This window comes from Pseudomonas asiatica (assembly GCF_009932335.1).
GTDB classification, from domain to species: domain Bacteria; phylum Pseudomonadota; class Gammaproteobacteria; order Pseudomonadales; family Pseudomonadaceae; genus Aquipseudomonas; species Aquipseudomonas asiatica.
The window spans coordinates 2,334,001-2,349,931 of sequence record NZ_BLJF01000001.1 but is presented as its reverse complement, the minus strand read 5'-3'; the positions used below and the strand labels follow the sequence as shown (position 1 = coordinate 2,349,931).

At 63.2% G+C, this 15,931-nt stretch carries 12 protein-coding genes; 4 read left to right on the top strand and 8 right to left on the bottom strand.

Annotated elements, in window-relative coordinates:
• Positions 1–331 precede the first annotated feature (331 nt).
• The 7 genes from GYA95_RS10870 to GYA95_RS10840 all read right to left on the bottom strand — a co-directional run bounded on the left by GYA95_RS10870 (position 332) and on the right by GYA95_RS10840 (position 8,230).
• Positions 332–604 (bottom strand): PAAR domain-containing protein, encoded by a 273-nt coding sequence (locus tag GYA95_RS10870; RefSeq protein ID WP_080604882.1) that lies wholly within the window; start codon positions 602–604, stop codon positions 332–334.
• A 3-nt stretch (positions 605–607) separates the two neighbouring features.
• Positions 608–1,459, bottom strand: coding sequence for a hypothetical protein (locus GYA95_RS10865; protein ID WP_226989585.1), 852 nt, complete (start codon positions 1,457–1,459; stop codon positions 608–610).
• A 79-nt stretch (positions 1,460–1,538) separates the two neighbouring features.
• On the bottom strand, positions 1,539–3,419 hold the full coding sequence (locus GYA95_RS27905; RefSeq protein WP_232914202.1) for a hypothetical protein: 1,881 nt from the start codon (positions 3,417–3,419) through the stop codon (positions 1,539–1,541).
• Complete coding sequence (locus tag GYA95_RS10855; protein WP_015270579.1) at positions 3,412–4,254, bottom strand: hypothetical protein; 843 nt, start codon at positions 4,252–4,254, stop codon at positions 3,412–3,414. The genes GYA95_RS27905 and GYA95_RS10855 overlap by 8 nt, the downstream gene beginning before the upstream one ends.
• Positions 4,251–4,826 carry a DUF4123 domain-containing protein gene (locus tag GYA95_RS10850; RefSeq protein ID WP_015270578.1) on the bottom strand — a complete coding sequence of 192 codons (576 nt, stop codon included), beginning with the start codon at positions 4,824–4,826 and terminating at the stop codon, positions 4,251–4,253. Before GYA95_RS10850 ends, GYA95_RS10855 begins: the two co-directional genes overlap by 4 nt.
• Entirely contained in the window at positions 4,823–6,925 is a 2,103-nt protein-coding gene (locus tag GYA95_RS10845) for a type VI secretion system Vgr family protein (protein WP_015270577.1), read from the bottom strand. Before GYA95_RS10845 ends, GYA95_RS10850 begins: the two co-directional genes overlap by 4 nt.
• A 327-nt stretch (positions 6,926–7,252) precedes the next feature.
• Positions 7,253–8,230, bottom strand: a complete 978-nt coding sequence (locus tag GYA95_RS10840; RefSeq protein WP_033991331.1) for an IS5 family transposase — start codon at positions 8,228–8,230, stop codon at positions 7,253–7,255.
• 636 nt (positions 8,231–8,866) lie between these two features.
• On the opposite strand from GYA95_RS10840, the gene GYA95_RS10835 reads away from it, so the two are divergent.
• From GYA95_RS10835 to qhpG, 4 genes are read left to right on the top strand one after another with little or no spacing between them, the layout of a single operon-like run.
• Positions 8,867–10,777 carry a sigma-54-dependent Fis family transcriptional regulator gene (locus GYA95_RS10835; RefSeq protein WP_015270575.1) on the top strand — a complete coding sequence of 637 codons (1,911 nt, stop codon included), beginning with the start codon at positions 8,867–8,869 and terminating at the stop codon, positions 10,775–10,777.
• 1 nt (position 10,778) lies between these two features.
• Positions 10,779–12,512, top strand: a complete 1,734-nt coding sequence (locus tag GYA95_RS10830) for an ABC transporter ATP-binding protein (protein ID WP_161551390.1) — start codon at positions 10,779–10,781, stop codon at positions 12,510–12,512.
• Positions 12,502–13,179, top strand: coding sequence for a subtilisin-like serine protease QhpE (qhpE, locus tag GYA95_RS10825; RefSeq protein WP_015270573.1), 678 nt, complete (start codon positions 12,502–12,504; stop codon positions 13,177–13,179). Before GYA95_RS10830 ends, qhpE begins: the two co-directional genes overlap by 11 nt.
• Positions 13,172–14,464: a flavin-dependent monooxygenase QhpG gene (gene qhpG, locus GYA95_RS10820; RefSeq protein WP_015270572.1), complete on the top strand. Its 1,293-nt coding sequence runs from the start codon at positions 13,172–13,174 to the stop codon at positions 14,462–14,464. Before qhpE ends, qhpG begins: the two co-directional genes overlap by 8 nt.
• 139 nt (positions 14,465–14,603) lie before the next feature.
• Here the strand turns inward: qhpG and GYA95_RS10815 are convergent, their stop codons facing one another.
• Positions 14,604–15,917: an alginate export family protein gene (locus GYA95_RS10815; protein WP_015270571.1), complete on the bottom strand. Its 1,314-nt coding sequence runs from the start codon at positions 15,915–15,917 to the stop codon at positions 14,604–14,606.
• Positions 15,918–15,931: the final 14 nt, after the last annotated feature.

The window sequence follows — 15,931 nt, the reverse complement described above, 5'->3', positions numbered from 1 at the left end:
TCTTCGCGGGTGAACCCGCTCTCATACAACACGTGACTCATTGGTTCGGCGAGGTTCTGTAGGAGCAGCCTTGTGCTGCGAAGAGGCCAGTACTGACAAAGCCTGTCTGTTGCTTGTACCGGCCTCTTCGCAGCACAAGGCTGCTCCTACAAAGCACGCGTCAGACGAGCGATATTTGTTCTTTGCAATTTCCCACATATACAGCGCCAACTCGAAGCCAGCGCAGTACCTGTCAAAGCGGGCGCGCCCGCGAAACAGACAACGCGTGCGCTGTTCAAATCGTGCAAGCCTGCGAAGAGGTCGATGCATGAAACCACGATCTTCAGGTCGTTCAGCCCTCTTTGGCATAAGGTCCCGAACAGGTAGATGAAACCTTGCACCCACAAGCAAGCTCTGCCGGCTCGAACACCAACGAAATACCGTTGAACAAGACACTACCGTCACCGCCAGAGACCAACGCAAATGTCCCTCCATGAAGCGCGCATGGCGCACGATCTCCGAGGACGCATTGCTGCCGCCCGTTGACAAGAACTCCGCTTCCTTCCCCCATCCGACCACCCCCGCTGTGGGGATCGCCTTTTCGAATCGCACCTTGTCGGGACATCGCTCAATCCTTTGTGCTGTTTTGCAGGATTGCTTCGTAAAGGCCCGCCGGTACGGCATCAGGATCGTATTTGCAGGCGGCAGCCAGGAAGCGCATCAGCAGTTCATCCGGCTCGAAGCGCATGCCAGGCGGGCAGGTCAGCCTGGCGTAGGGTGTTTTCATCAATGGGTGGTCGATGGAAGGGTTTGGCAGGCCCAGCGAACGGCGCAGGTTGAGAATGGCCAGGATCTCGGCGGGGTAGACGGCCTCGAAGGGGGAGCCGAATTCGAAATTGCCGGAGTCAAGTTCTCGGGATGTCAGGGCGATGCGTTGGACATGGGTATCGCAGGCCGCCACCAGAATTGGCGCCAGTTTATTGGGATCAGGTTCGCGCCAATGGGCGACCAATTGACCCCAGGCAGGATCGCGAGGCAGGGCGTGCTTGTCGAGGTCAAGCGGTTTGCCGAGCCAGTCGCCGATGATGGTCAGACCGAAGGCGGCGTAGCGAAGGGTGGTGCCTATCGGCAGGTTGTGGCCATCGCTGACACCGTAACCATTATGAATACCCGTAAAAGTAGCTTGGTGAAATGGCTCAATCAGTTCGAACCGGCCAGTAGCCAGTGCGCACAACATGAGGTGAGTGACCCCATCTAAATCGCCGGTGGTGCTTTCTTTAGTGCCCACAAGTTTTTGTATAAGAATTGCTTCAGCGACCAGCATTTGTGTAATGCCAGAAACGAAATCCAATGACGCTGGCCCGTATGGGTGCTGCGGTGCAAGCTGTAAACCTTTTCCAATATTGTTCATGCCAACTCTGAATATCTGATTGCAAGCGATACCGATGGTTTCGCCAGTCATGATGTAAGAGGTCAGCATGTCGCACCTTACGAGTAGGTCCTCTCTCGCCCATTCGTGTATTTTTTTCAAGCTGACTTTGAGTCGATCTTTTGTCTGTCTATTCATGTTGGTTCCAGAGATTAATTTGTATTCCGCTTCGGTCGCCGACAATGGTGTTAGGATGACCTTTCGAGTCAAAGAATACTTGTGCATGGAGGAATGAAACCTTTCGCGAGTCCAAGCTGTCCTCTATTGCTTGGTGCTTTGTAATAAAGGCTGGGTCAGTTTTTGTAAGGGCTTCTCCCCATCCTTGTCTTTTTCTGCGAATCAAGTCCTGTATGCGCTGAAGGTTGGCTTTGCCTCCTGCTTTCTGGGTGTTGATGAAACCAGGCGTCTTGCTTTTCCCTAGAGTCGTCTTCACCTCGATCACCAACAACGTCCCAGCCTCGAACTTCAGTTCCTCCAGCGGCGCCGTCCCCTTCAGCCCATCGATGTGATGCCGCATTTCCAGCGTCGTCGGATTACGCACCGTCATCGAGGGCGGTGGTGGCACGTACACCAGCATGTCGATCCCCTGGTCGCTCTTGTTCTTCAAACCGAACTGGCTGGGCCGGGAAGGGTGGGTGCTCAGGCCGAGTATGTTCTCCGGCTTGACCTTCCAGTGGCTGACCAGGGCCGCCGCCAGGGCTTCTTCGCCGGCATCGGCGACGACCCGGGTCAGGCTGCCGCCCATGCGCACCGGCCCGATGCTGTGTTGAATCATGGCCACCAGCCGGTCGCGCAGGGTGGTGGCCATGTAGGCGTAGTCGGCCTTGCCGCCAGCCACATCGAGCGCGACCAGGCTGGCATTGCGCTCCACCGAGTGCAGTTCACGGGCAGTGACCGGCAGCTCACCCTCACGGGTGCGTCGCTGGATGCGGGTTTCCAGTACGGTGACTTCGCCGGCGCTGCGGTTGCCAAGGCGCCGGACTTCCTCTTGCGACAGCGCGGCGTTGTCGAGGCGTACGGTGGTCATGCTGCCGGGCTGCAACTTGTGCATCAGCCAACGGGCGCCGCCGATGGCGGCCGGCAGCAGCAGGGCCAGGTTGATGGCCATGAATACCTGCTTGCCACGTGCCTCGGCAGTGTCGGGGTTGGCCAGGCGCGCCAGGTCGGTGAAGAACTGCTCGCCGATACTCAGGCCTTCGCCGGTGATCATGCGGCTGCTGCCGTCGACCATGGCATCGGCGGCCAGCGCGGCTTCCAGGGCCACGAAGGCATAGCGGCCGAGCGTTACGGTGCCCTTGATGCCGCGCACCACCGGTATGAATGCCAGCACGCCGAGGGCGAATTCGCCCGCGCCAATGACGCCTTGCCAGAAGCGAGCCCGGGCCTTGGCTTCGGCGTAGTGCCGGGCCAGCTGTTCACAGGCCTGTTCGATCGGGTACAGGCCACTGGGCGTGTGCCAGGTATAGGGCGGGCTGATACGCTGGGTGCCGTGCTCGTCGACGTACTCTTCCCGTTGCGCCTCGGCCCACTGCACATGAGTGAAGGTGGCGAAATAGATCTTGTGGTCGGTGAACAAGAAATTGCTGTGCAGGGCAAAGGCATAACCGTGCTGGCTGCGCTCGCCCATGTGGTCGAGTACGGGTGGGGGCAGTTCGTCGAGGCGGATCTCGTCGTCGATGCACACCAACTGCAGCTTTTCGCTGGCGGCAAAGGCATGAAACTCAGCCAGCCAGGCATTGCCCAGCGTGTCGCCGGCATGCTCCAGCACCTGCTGGAGGAAGGTATCGCGGTGGTTGCGCGCCTGGTCGCGGATCCAGGGGTTGTTGCGAAACCAGGCAGGGCCGACGCCGTTCTGGGAGGGGATGCCCAGCAGCTGGTCGCAACCGTCGCCGCCGTCGAGGGAGAACAGCGCGCCGGGAAGGGAGCAGGGTACGCAAATGTCGGGTGGAACAGGCAGCGCCCCGTTGAGTGCGGCTTGCCCCAGCGTTTGTAAAGCAGATGCTTCAACCATGCGGGCTCGGCTCCTTGAGTGCTTGTTGGTGGGCTGCCAATTGACTTGCCAACACCCGGCAGCGCTCTCGGGGAGAGTCGGTGGCTTCAAGCAACTTCACCCAAGGGGTGAACAATGGGTTGAGGTAAAAGTGTCGACCGAACGCGATCGCCAGGAGCACATGCATCAGCACTTGGCTGCGGGGCAACGGGGGCAGCTTGTACAGGTCATCGGACGGCTGAGGTAGCCGTTTTCCGTAATAGCGGTGGGCGAGGATCTCGTTCCCGTTCAGCTCCTTGTGAGTGATGGCGGGCAGCGCATAGCGGCGGCTGGCATCCGACTCATAGCAGCAGTAACAAGACTGCTGCGCGTCAGCCGGTATGCCGCGCAGGGTCATCAGTTGCTCCAGTGATCGCCACTGCCGGTCGTGGACGCAATCGTCATCGGGCAAGCGCAAAATCTGCCGTGTAACGTCATGCATAAGGGTGAGTTGACCCTCCCACTGCATACGGTGGGCTACTGCCCGCACGGTCAGCATGTCGAGTCGCTCATCCTGGGTAAGGCCGGGAACCTGGTGGATTGACCACACCGATACGCTTGCGGGGTCGTTCCACCAGCCCAGACCCAGCAAGAAATGGCTCAGCACCAGCAAGCTGTATTCCTTGCCGCAGGTGTAGCCCCTGTTGCTGACCAGAGCCCCCGCATTGGCTACCAGCAGGGGAACATCCTCGGGACGGGTATGAAAGCGCGCAATCGAACCGTCCAACGTCCCCAGCAGGAAGCGGGACAGTCGACGGTTGGTGGTCCGTAGCGAGGCAGCTTGCAGCGCACCCAGATTCAGTTTCGGCAGGCTCATGCAGGGACCTCGTGGCGCAATGGCAGCCAGGCCAGGCAGCCTTCCCGTTCGATGCTGCTTTCTGTTTGCTCGAACAGCGGCTGTGCGCCAAGTGCAAGCCCGGTTCGTGAATCGTGAAAGTAGAGTCTGCGTATGCGTCCGTGATCGAACAGCCGGGCCAGGGTGTCTGGCTGGTGCGTCAGTGAGCCGACATAGAAGCTTAGCGACCGAGGATCACCAAGCCTCATGAAGTACCGACGTCGGCCTTCCTGGACTTTGCCAAAGCGGCGCAGGTGCCTCGCGAGGGCTTCGAGGGGCAGAGTGGTCTCGGCGACAGTACAGGCGAAGGCCCCGTCCAGGCCGCCAAGCCAGGCATCCAGTTCGCTGCCTGCTGTCAGCTGGAACAGTAATGGCGCATGCTTCTCCAGCCCGGTGTGATGGTCCAGGTGCCATAGGCATTGGTGTCGGGTGGAATGAAACTCGAGCCTGCCCAGCAGGCCCGGATTGGCCGACGCTTCGGCAAGCACGAACAGGCTTGCACTGACGACACCCGTGTACAGGCTGCCTTCGCTTAATTGCTGGTGCAGGCTCATGCGTCGTCCTTCCCGGCAAAGGGGCATTCTTCAATCAGCGGTGAGCCTTCTCGAATGGCGGCCTCGATGGCTTCGACCTGGGCCTGCACAGGTGTCTGGTAGGTGACATTGCCTTTGAAGTGGATGTTGGGAGCCTCGATAGTGATGCCGTTGGTATCGAGGATGATCTTGCCGCTCGGGCCACGGATGTGGATGCGTTCCGTGCCCTGAAGCATGTAATACCGGGTCAGCAGGCGTTGTGCAGTACGGGCTTCAATGGCGCGCGTACCTTCGATGACGAGCGACTGATTGCCGCCGATACTCAGGCTGTGGTCGGCGGCAATGGTGATGCGGCTTGTGTTGCCAATGGTGTGGATATCGTTGCGGTCGATGCTGGTGAATCGGTCCTGGTGAACATGATCGCGGCGATCACGTCCGGTATCGATAGTCTCGTCACGCGCAATGCTGGTGTTTTGGTCCCGGCCTGTCGCAGTGGCGCGATCATTGCCGACGTTCAGGGTCTGGTCGTGTTTGACCTTGGTATTCATGTTCCTTTCGGCATGCACGTACACTTCCTGCCGACCCAGTTCATCTTCGAAACGCAGTTCGTTGCAGCCATTACCCTTGTGGGTCTGACTCTTGATGGTCATGCGCGTCTTGTGTTCCGGCAGCTCGTAGGGCGGCAGTTGATCGCCGCAGTAGGTGCGCCCGGTGATCATTGGCTGGTCGGGGTCGGCGTTGACGTACTGGATGATCACGTCCTGGCCGATGCGTGGGATAGCCATCGAGCCCCAGCTGCCGCCTGCCCAACCTTGTGATACGCGCACCCAGCAGGAGCTGAACTCGTTGTTTCTGCTCTCGCGATCCCAGGGGAAGCTGACCTTGACCCGTCCCCATTCGTCACAATAGATCTCCTCGCCGGGTGGACCGACGACGGTGGCCATGTGCGGGCCATCGATGCGCGGTTTGTCCAGCGGCGCAGGTCGCCATTCGATCCGGCCGGGCACCAGCACGGCTTCCTGCGAGTAGCGCGTTCCCTGTTCGGCTCCGGCTGCTTCTTCTTGCAGGCTGGTGAATTGGCTCCCCTCGTGATGCACGCGCATCACGCGCCAGTGTGTGTTGAGGTCTTTGCGGGGGTGTTCGATGAGGGTGAAGCTCAGGCCTGGTTGCAGCCGCACATCGTCGCCCTCTACCTCGGCAATACGGGCGTCATGGCGCAGGGCCGTGAGTCGCGTGGCGGTGAAGGGGACGCCGACCACATCGCGCTTGTAACGGCCGGGGTAGTCGAAGCGCTCATAATCCCGGGACTGATGGGCGATGCCACTGTCATCTGCGCGGTGTTCCTGCCGGTACTGCGGGTTGGTGAAGGTGTAGTCCCGCTGTACCTGTCGTGCGGTGCGTACCTGCTCGCTGTAGCGCAGGCGGCGCAGGCAAGGCCTGGCCTGATCACCACCGCTGTTGGCGCGGTACAGCACCTGGTCGGGGCCGACGTCGTCCTCTTCAGGAAGCCCTTCATCGTCGTCTTCGGTCTTGATCGCGCCTCGGCTGATCTGCCCCAGCGCCAGCAGTCGGTCGGTGATGACCAGCAGGTGTTGTTTTGGCGTGTGCTCGAAGCGATAGATGAAACCCTCTTCACCCGCCAGGCGGGCGATGAAGTCGAGGTCTGTTTCACCGGCCTGTACGCAAAACTCGCGCACCTGATGGTCGCCAAAAGTGTGCAACTCGAAATGAAGGATGCACTGGCGCTTGAGCATGATTTCGAGAATCTGCGGCACGGTTTTCTGCTGGAAGATTCGCCAGTTCGAACGCAACCCGCCGCGGGCCAGGAGGGGCTCGACCAAGGCATGGTAACGGGTGCGATAAAAGCCCGTTTCACCTTGGCTGAAGCTGCTTGTCACGCCGTGCACGTAGCGCAGTGGGCGTTCGTGCTGCCAGATCGTGAACAGTACCGGCTTGTCGAGCAACTGACCGAAGTCGACTTCATCTTCGTGACTGATCAGCTCCAGCTTCAACTGGAATGGTGCGCTGATGGCTTCGTCGAGTTCGAATGAAATCACCTCGAATTGAATGTCGCCAGCCAAGGGTTGAAAGCTGAAGCGCAGATCAGATTGTCGGTACATGGCGTGTTTTCCCTTGTTAAGAATTGCTCCAGTATCAGCCGTAGTCTTGGTGCAGATTGGGCCTGGGGTAAGGTTGATGGCGAGGGCGGACTTGCAGGGTAGGCGGGCTGCGGCGGGATTTAAATAAACAGGGTGTTGTTGTTTTTGGTTATAAGTAGGAACTTTCTGAAACTTGTAACTTAGGGAGACGCTGAACAATTTACCTCTTCAGTCCGCATTCCATTTTCCAACCGATTTTTTCAACCTGACGGTCTTATTTTGCGTTTATGGGCCGATTTCAGGCCCTGTTTTACTGATTAGCGGGTAAACCCCGCCTTTCAGACGGATTTATCCCGCCACCCGTTGCAAGTACCGCTTTGCCAGCATCAGATTGGCCAACCCGAACAGACTGAATAACTGCGCCGTATTCTTTTCCAGTCCACGGTAACGGACTTTGCGATGGTTGAAGCGCACTTTGATCACTTGGAACGGATGCTCTACCTTGGCACGCAGTTGCGCCTTGGCGTATTCGATCTTGCGCTTGACCCGGAACAGCACGCTGTCTTTGCCGTGATGCTGGTAGCTGCTTGGCCGTGCTGCAATCGACCAGATAACGTCCCGTTCAGCATACTCCGCTCGCTTGGCCGCACCGGTGTATCCAGCATCTCCCGAGACATAGGTTTCGGCACCGTGCAGCAGCTTGTCGACCTGGGTGACATCGGCCACGTTAGCCGCGGTCCCCACCAGGCTGTGCACCAGCCCCGACGTGGCGTCGACGCCAATGTGGGCCTTCATCCCGAAGTGCCACTGATTGCCTTTTTTAGCCTGATGCATCTCAGGATCGCGCTTACCTTCTCGGTTCTTGACCGAGGGCGGTGCGGCGATCAGGGTGGCATCGACGATGGTGCCTTCCTTGAGCAGCAGACCCCGACTGGCCAGATGCTGGTTGATCGTTTCAAACAACACCCGCGTCAGCTGATGGGTTTCCAGCAAGCGGCGAAAGCGCAACAAGGTAGTGGCATCCGGTGCCGACTCCCGGCCCAGGTCGATGCCCATGAAGCCACGAATGGCCTGGCTGTCGTAGATGGCATCTTCGGTGCCTTCATCGGAGAAACCGAAACACTGCTGCACGACATACATGCGCAGCATGCGCGACAACCCAATCGAGGGGCGTCCGCGCTTGCCGGTGGTGTCGCGGTAGAACGGCGCCACTTGAGCTTCCAGCTGTGCCCAGGGCACCAACTGCTCGATATCCGCCAGGAAGCGATCTCGTCGGGTTTGCTTTTTCTTGCCGGTGTATTCGAGTTCGGAGAAGGTCTTCTGCATAGCGCGTAACGAGGCTCACGAAGAGGGGGCTGATTGAGGGGGTCAGTGTGCCAAGGCTCTGAGCGGTTGGCTATTTATGCAGCGTCTCCTTAGTGTTTTTTCTTGGTTGTTGGGTTGGCCATGTAGTTGAGAACAAGTTGTGCGCTGTTTCTGCAGGAGCGGCCTTATGCCCGGTTATTTCGTTTTATGGTGGCTAAGACAGCGCAGTACCTGTGGGAGCGGGCGCGCCCGCGAAGCAGACGACGCGGTGGATGGCACCGGCTTTGCCGGTGTTCGCGGGCTTGCCCGCTCCCACAAGTACCGCGTGATCTCAAGTGCGACGCCGTCCCTGTGGGAGCGGGTTTACCCGCGAATGGGCCGGTTCCGGGTATCTGGCGGGCGCCTGGGCTTTGTTGAAATCAAGCGGCAGCCGTGATCGACCTTGAGGGCCTCTTCGCGGGTGAACCCGCTCCCACAAAGCTTGCGCAAGCTTCCAGATCTTGAGCAAGGCGGCGCTCCTGCGTGTCCCTTTACGTAAACGTCACCATATGCCACCTTCTACCTCAGCCTGATGACGGCCAGGGATTTCTCCCGCACACTGCGGAAAATTCCCAAGCCCGTTCCCCGCCACCTTGCGGGGCACAGCCGGAGTAGAAAATGGCGCGACAACTAATAACAAACGCCCACGACCCGCTGCACGAATCCCGCCAGGCCCGCCTGAAGCTGGCCAGCGAAGGCGAGCTGCCACTGGGCATGCTGCGCGACGAGATCGATGCCTCCTGGCGCCGCAGCCTGGGCCATGGCCTGGACTGTCTGCAGGGCGAGCAGGTGGGCCTGGGCCTGGAGCAGGGCCACGACCTGCGCATGCTGCTGGAGCGCAACCGCCTGCTGGTTGACGCCGTTACCCCGGAACTGGACTATCTGGTCGCGCGTCAGGGCAAGGCCGGCATCGTCATCCTCGGCGACGCCCAGGCCAATGTGCTGGCCATCGAAGGGCAGAAGCACGTGCTGCAACGCGAGGGCCTGCGCGACCTGCACCCGGGCAGTTGCTGGAGCGAGTCGCTGCGTGGCACCAATGCGATCGGCACGGCAGTGGTGGAAGGCCGGCCGACGCTGATCAACTGCGGCGAACATTACCTCGACCGCCTCAGCCCGTTCTCCTGCACTTCGGTACCCCTGCGCGACCCGCGCGGCGAGGTGATCGGCGTGCTCGACATCACCCGTGAAGGGGTGATGGCGCAACCACAGGACAGCCTGTCGACGCTGATGCTGGCGGCCGGCAACATCGAAAGCCGTATGTTTGGCCTGTGCCACCCGGAGCAATTGGTGCTGGCCTTCCACAGCCGCCCGCAATACCTCAACAGCGCCTGGCATGGCCTGCTGGCGCTGAGCCTGGACGGTGAAGTGCTGGCTGCCAACGACAGTGCCTGCCAGCTGTTGCAGGTGCCGCGCCATGAGCTGTTGGGCCGGCGCAGCAGCGACCTGCTGGGTGAACGGTCACCGGCCTTCATCGCCCGCCTGTGGCAGGGCGGGGTGAGCAGTGTGCAAACGGCCAAGGGCGAGTTCTACTTCCGCGCCCTGCAGCTGCCGCGCCATGGCCGGGTCAACGGCAGCACGCCGGTGAGCAAGCCGGCGCCGGGCAAGCAGTCACCCGCCCTCGACGCCCTGGCCGGTGGCGACCTGCGCCTGGCGCGCAACCTGCGCATGGCCCGCCAGGGGCTGGGCAATGGCCTGCCGGTGCTGTTGCTGGGCGAGACCGGTACCGGCAAGGAAGTCGTCGCCCGGGCCCTGCACCAGGCCAGCCCGCGTGCCGACAAACCGTTCGTGGCCGTCAACTGCGCGGCCATCCCCGAAGGGCTGATCGAGTCCGAACTGTTCGGCTACCGTGAAGGCGCGTTCACCGGCTCGCGCCGGGGCGGCATGGTCGGCCGGCTGATGCAGGCCCACGGCGGCACGCTGTTCCTCGACGAAATCGGCGACATGCCGCTAGCGCTGCAGGCGCGCTTGTTGCGGGTACTGCAGGAACGGCGAGTGGCACCGCTGGGGGCGGGCGACGAGCAGGACATTGATGTGGCATTGATCTGTGCCACGCACCGCGACCTCAAGCGCCTGGTGCAGGAGCAGCACTTCCGCGAAGACCTTTACTACCGGGTCAACGGCGTGTCGCTGCGCCTGCCGGCACTGCGCGAGCGTGATGACCTGACTGCGATCATCCAGGGGCTGCTGGAAAAGTCCGATGCCCGGGGCGTGACCTTGGACCCGGCCCTGACCGCGTTGCTCGAAGGCTTCGACTGGCCGGGCAACATCCGCCAGCTGGAAATGGTCGTGCGCACCGCGCTGGCCATGCGCGAGGACGGCGAGCAGGTGCTGACCCTGGACCACCTCACCGACTGCCTGCTGGACGAACTGGCCAGTGGCACGGCGCCTTCCGGCAGCCTCAAGGACAACGAACTGGAACTGATACGTGGCGCCTTGGCGCGCCATCAGGGCAATGTGTCCGCGGCGGCCGAGGCGCTGGGTATCAGCCGGGCGACGCTGTACCGCAAGCTCAAACAGTTGCGCGGCTGACGTGGGCGGCCTGTTCGCCCGGCTGGTGGAGTCCAGCGACCCTGTGCTCATGCGCCAGGCGTTGGCCTGGCTGTATGGTTTCGTGCGCCCCCATCGACGCGCCATCGGCCTGTTGCTCGGCTTGTCGCTGGGTGCCTCATTGCTGGCGCTGGCGCAACCTTGGCTGGTCAAGACGCTGATCGACGAGGGGCTGCTGGCCAAGGACTACCAGACCCTCTGGCACATGGCCGCGATCATGATCGGCGCGGGCCTGCTGGGTACCGTGCTGGCCGGGGTCAACCGCTACCTGCACACGCGCTTGTCGGGGCGCATCCTGTTTGCCCTGCGCGACGACCTTTACCGCCACCTGCAGCAGCTGTCGCCGACGTTCTACGGGCGGCGGCGCATCGACGACATCCTTTCGCGGCTGGATGGCGATGTGGCGGAAATCCAGCGCTTTGCCGTGGATTCGCTGTTTTCGGCGGTGTCGGCGGTGATCGGCCTGGTGGGCGCGGTGGTGTTGATGCTGATGCTGTCGTGGCAACTGTCTTTGCTGCTGGCGCTGCTGGTACCGATAGAAGTGCTGTGGCTGCGCTGGATGCGGCGCAAGGTTGAGCGCGAAGTACGCACCCTGCGCGAACGCTCGGCAGATGTGTCGTCGTTCCTGGTCGAAACCCTGCCGGCAATGAAGTTCATCCAGGCCGCCGGCCAGCAAGGCCGCGAGGCGGGGCGCCTGGACCAGTTGGGCCAGGGCTACATGCGCCAGCTGCTCAAGGTGCAGGTGACCGAATTCTTCACCCAGGCCATCCCCGGCACGCTGACCTCCTGGTGCCGCGCCTGCGCGTTCCTGGTCGGCGGTTGGTGGGTGATTCAGGGTGCCTGGCAGTTGGGTGCGCTGATCGCCTTTTCCACCTACATGGGCATGGCGGTAGGGCCGGTGCAGAGCCTGCTGGGCCTGTACGTGGCGGTGCAGCGCATGGCGGTGAGCCTGGGGAGGGTGATGGAACTGAAGCAGGAGGCCGTGGCCGTGCGCCCGGCAGCCAACCCGCAGCCGGTGCCCGACGGCCCGGGCGAATTGCGCCTCGAGGGGGTGAGTTTTGCCCATGAAGGGCGCCAGGGCGCGGTGCTGAACGACGTGCAGGTGTGCGTGCCGGGTGGCCTGAAGGTGGCCATCAGCGGTGCCTCGGGGGTGGGCAAGTCGACCCTGATCGACCTGCTGCAGCGCTTCTACGACCCGGACGCCGGGCGCATCCTGCTGGACGGCACCGACCTGCGCGAACTGGACCTGGCCGCGCTGCGCCGACGCATTGCAGTGGTCAGCCAGGATATCGTGCTGTTCCGCGGCACCCTGGCACAGAACCTGGCCTACGGCGTGCCCGAGGCAAGCCGTGAGGAACTGGAACGGGTGGTGCGCCTGGCGCGGCTGGACAGCCTGGTCGACAGCCTGCCGCTGGGCCTGGACGGCCTGCTGGGTGAGCGTGGCCAGCAGTTGTCGGGCGGGCAGAAACAACGCATTGCCATCGCCCGCGCGGTGCTGCAGGCGCCGGCGATCCTGGTACTGGACGAGGCCACCTCGGCGGTGGACGAAGCCACCGAGCGCGAAGTGATAGCGGCCATCGACCAGCTGTTCGCCGGCCGCACGCGCATCCTGATCAGTCACCGTGCTTCGACCCTGGCCGATGCCGACCTGCACCTGCAGCTGCACGCTGGCCAGTTGCAGGTGCTGCCCGAGGAGGTGATCAAGCATGGGCACTGACGTGCGTGTTGGCGTGATCGACAGTGGTTGCACGCCAGAGCAGGCCAGCGCCTTGCTGGGCGCGCGCCGCTTTTGGCTGGAGGACGGCCAGTTGCGCGAAGGTGACATGCTGCCCGACCAGCTTGGGCACGGTAGCGCGGTGCTCGCCGGCTTGCAGCGGGAGGCCGGGCCGGTGCCTGTGCTGCTGGCCCAGGTTTTCGGCGCCCAGGCCAGCACCAGTGCCTTGCAGGTGGCGGCCGCGCTGCTGTGGCTGGTGGAGGCGGGGGTTACGCTGGTCAACCTCAGCCTTGGCCTGCAGCAGGACCGGCCTGTGCTGCACCAGGCTTGCGCCGAGGCTTTGGCCGCGGGTGTGCTGTTGTGCGCCTCCAGCCCGGCCCAGGGCGGGCCGGTGTATCCGGCCAGCTACCCCGGAGTGATCCGGGTTACCGGCGATGCCCGCTGTGCACCGGGCCAGTGGTCCTGGCTGGGTACCCGGCAGGCGGACTTCGGCGGTTATGTGGGCGCGGGCGGCAGGGCGGGCGCGAGCCTGGGCTGTGCGGCCCTGAGTGGCAGGATTGCTGCGTTGCTGCGTGATGAGCCGGGCATGGGCCACCAGCAGGTTCATGACTGGTTGCGCCACCACGCGGCGTTTACCGGCCCCGAGCGACGAGGTGCCGGCCATGGCTGAACCGCGCATTGTGGTGCTGGGGGCAGGCCCTGCGGGTGCGGCCACGGCCATTGGCCTGCGGCGGCTGGGTTATGCGGTAACGGTGGTGTCCGAGTGGCGCCGGTTCGCGGCGGTCGAAGGGGTTTCGCAGCGGGTGCTGGACGGGCTGCGCCATGCCGGCCTTGGTGGGGCGTTGCGCCAGGCGGCGATGCCGGCGACTCGGCAAGTGCACTGGAACGGCCAGCAGCTGCACCTGAACCAGGAGTTTCTGCTCGATCGGCAAATGTTTGACCGGGCGCTGCGCGACGACCTTCAGTGCGCGGGTGTGAGCGTGGTCGAGGGGCGGGTGCGTGAGGTGGTTCGCGAAGTCGGTCATGGCATTCGCCTGGACGACGGGCAGGTACTGCAGGCCGATTTCCTGGTCGAAGCCCGAGGCCGCCAGGCCCCATTGGCCGCCGACCGCCTGCGCGGGCCGGAGACGGTCAGCTTGCTGAATGTCTGGCAGGCCGCCCCCGGGGCGCCAGCGTCGGCGGTGGAGAGCCTGGCAGATGGCTGGGCGTGGATGGCGCGCCTGGAAGACGGCCGCTGCTACTGGCAAGTCACCCTGGACGCCGCCGGGCTGCCGGGCAAGGCCGGATTGGCGGATTACTGTGCGGCGCGGCGAGCTGGCAGCGTGCTGGTGGCCGAGCTGTTCGATGCCAGGGCCTTGGCGCCGGCAGAGGTGCATGCGCGCAGCAGTACCGCGATTCTGGCCGGTGAGTGCGTCGGGCAGGACTGGATACGCGTGGGTGATGCCGCGATGGCCGTTGACCCGCTATCAGGTAACGGGATCTTCCAGTCGCTGTCTTCGGCGCTGCAGGCGCCGGTGGTGATCAATACCTTGCTGCGCAGGCCCGAGCGGGCCGGGTTGGCGCGGCAGTTTCACCAGCAGCGGATCGAACAGCTGTTTTTGCGTTTTGCCCGGATCGGGCGGGATTTCTATGGGCAAGAGCAGGGTCGGGTGGGGCAGCCGTTCTGGGCGCGGCGGCAGGGTTGGCCGGACATGCAGGCATTGCACGTGGCGGCGGACTGGAGCGCGGTGAGGGTCGAGCGGCGGCCGGTGTTGCGTGACGGGCTGGTGGATGAGGCCGAGGTGGTGGTGACGGCGGATCAGCCGTTGGGGGTGTGGCATTTGCAGGGGGTGGAGTTGGCGCCGGTGGTGCGCGGGCTGCGTAGCGGCCGACCTCTCGAGGCAGTGTTGTCAGGCCTGCCAGGGGAGCAGCAGAGGATGGTGCGGCGGTGGTTGTTGGAGCAGGGCTTGGTTTGAGATTGCCGGGGCCGCTTTGCGGCCCTTTCGCGACACAAGGCCGCTCCTACAGGTTCGGTGATGCCCATGATGCTTGTGCGGTACCTGTAGGAGCGGCCTTGTGTCGCGATGGGCTGCGTAGCAGCCCCAGGATTTCGAATCAGAAGAAAGTCCCGACGATCAGCTGCATATAGGTCCCGGTATCCCGCCCACCCAGCTGCGTCCCGCCATTGGCCGCGCTGCGTTCCGGCTTGTAGAACCCTACCAGCGGGCTGATCAGCAGGTGGTCGTTGACCATCCATTCCACGTACAGGTCCAGCTCCCGTCCGCCCAGGTTGCCTTGGTCGGTGTCCAGCGTATCGAAGTCGAAGTACAGCGCGCCGACGGTCAGGTTGTCCCGTGGTTTGCCCTTCAGCGCCACGTGGTGCACCTGGCTGTTGCTGTTGAACGGCCCGGCATAGTTCGCCGCCACCTCACCCTGGAACCAGGTGCCATAGCCACGGCTCAGGCCATAGAACAGCGGGTCGAAGTCTTCGGAAAAGCGGCTGTAGCGGTAGGTGGCGGTGGGGGACCAGGGCAGTTCGGAGAAGGTCCAGTTGCCTTCCAGGTACCAGGCGTTCTCCCGCCCGCCGGTTTTGTCCTGGGTCACGTACTCGGCGGCCAGCTCCAGGTCTTTCACCCCCAGGTTGCCACGCCCGCGCAGGCTGGCGGTGTCCATGCCGTCGCGGTGTTCCAGGCCCATGATCTGCGCGTAGCGCTGGTCCACGTCGAGGCCGCGGATCCAGCTCAGGCCGACGGTGCCGGCGTCGGCGACGTGCTCCAGGTTGGCCACCGCCAGCGAGGTGTCGGCCTGGTAGTGGTTGTCGGACTTCAGCCACATCAGGTCGCTGCGCCAGCCTTGCTTGCCGCCAAGGCGCAGCACGGCGGTGCTGTCGAAGGCCTTGCGTGCGGCCAGGTAGTAGGCGCCACCGCGGTCGAAGTTGGCGCCCAGGTCGACCTTGCCCAGGTTCACTGGGTCGCCCTGGATCAGGAAGCCGTCGCCCAGGGTCACCACCTGGCGGCCGCCGGAAATGTTCACGCCGTCTTCGCCCAGGGCCGGGAACAGGTTGGCCGAGCGCCAGCCCAGGTACAGGTCTTCGATGGCGGTGCGGCGCTCGTCCCCCAGGGTCAGGCCGGCGGCATCGCCGTCGCCCCAGGTGGCGGAGCTGAGCAGGTTGAAGGCACCGTAGAGCGCGCCGCTGTCGGCCAGGGCCTGGCTGCCGCTGAGGCCATACTTGACGTAGCCTTCCTGCCAGGCGGTACTACCAGGCTTGCGGTTGCCGGCGAGGTTGAAGCTTTCGTCGCTGTGGAAAGCGCCGAACAGGGCTTCGATGTCGGCGTTGAGGGTGGTGCCGTCGTGGTTGTACAGCTCGTAGGCCTGGGTGACCGGGGCGGCGAACAGCAGGGCCAATGTGCAGGCGAGTTTGTGCCTCATGGTGTGCTCCATGT

What these genes read in the sequence shown, in the direction of transcription:
- GYA95_RS10850 (WP_015270578.1), bottom strand. Translation starts at nt 4,826, where the DNA reads ATGAGCCTGCACCAGCAATTAAGCGAAGGCAGCCTGTACACGGGTGTC.
- GYA95_RS10865 (WP_226989585.1), bottom strand. Translation starts at nt 1,459, where the DNA reads ATGCTGACCTCTTACATCATGACTGGCGAAACCATCGGTATCGCTTGC.
- GYA95_RS10855 (WP_015270579.1), bottom strand. Translation starts at nt 4,254, where the DNA reads ATGAGCCTGCCGAAACTGAATCTGGGTGCGCTGCAAGCTGCCTCGCTA.
- GYA95_RS10870 (WP_080604882.1), bottom strand. Translation starts at nt 604, where the DNA reads ATGTCCCGACAAGGTGCGATTCGAAAAGGCGATCCCCACAGCGGGGGT.
- qhpG (WP_015270572.1), top strand. Translation starts at nt 13,172, where the DNA reads ATGGCTGAACCGCGCATTGTGGTGCTGGGGGCAGGCCCTGCGGGTGCG.
- qhpE (WP_015270573.1), top strand. Translation starts at nt 12,502, where the DNA reads ATGGGCACTGACGTGCGTGTTGGCGTGATCGACAGTGGTTGCACGCCA.
- GYA95_RS10815 (WP_015270571.1), bottom strand. Translation starts at nt 15,917, where the DNA reads ATGAGGCACAAACTCGCCTGCACATTGGCCCTGCTGTTCGCCGCCCCG.
- GYA95_RS10835 (WP_015270575.1), top strand. Translation starts at nt 8,867, where the DNA reads ATGGCGCGACAACTAATAACAAACGCCCACGACCCGCTGCACGAATCC.
- GYA95_RS27905 (WP_232914202.1), bottom strand. Translation starts at nt 3,419, where the DNA reads ATGGTTGAAGCATCTGCTTTACAAACGCTGGGGCAAGCCGCACTCAAC.
- GYA95_RS10840 (WP_033991331.1), bottom strand. Translation starts at nt 8,230, where the DNA reads ATGCAGAAGACCTTCTCCGAACTCGAATACACCGGCAAGAAAAAGCAA.
- GYA95_RS10845 (WP_015270577.1), bottom strand. Translation starts at nt 6,925, where the DNA reads ATGTACCGACAATCTGATCTGCGCTTCAGCTTTCAACCCTTGGCTGGC.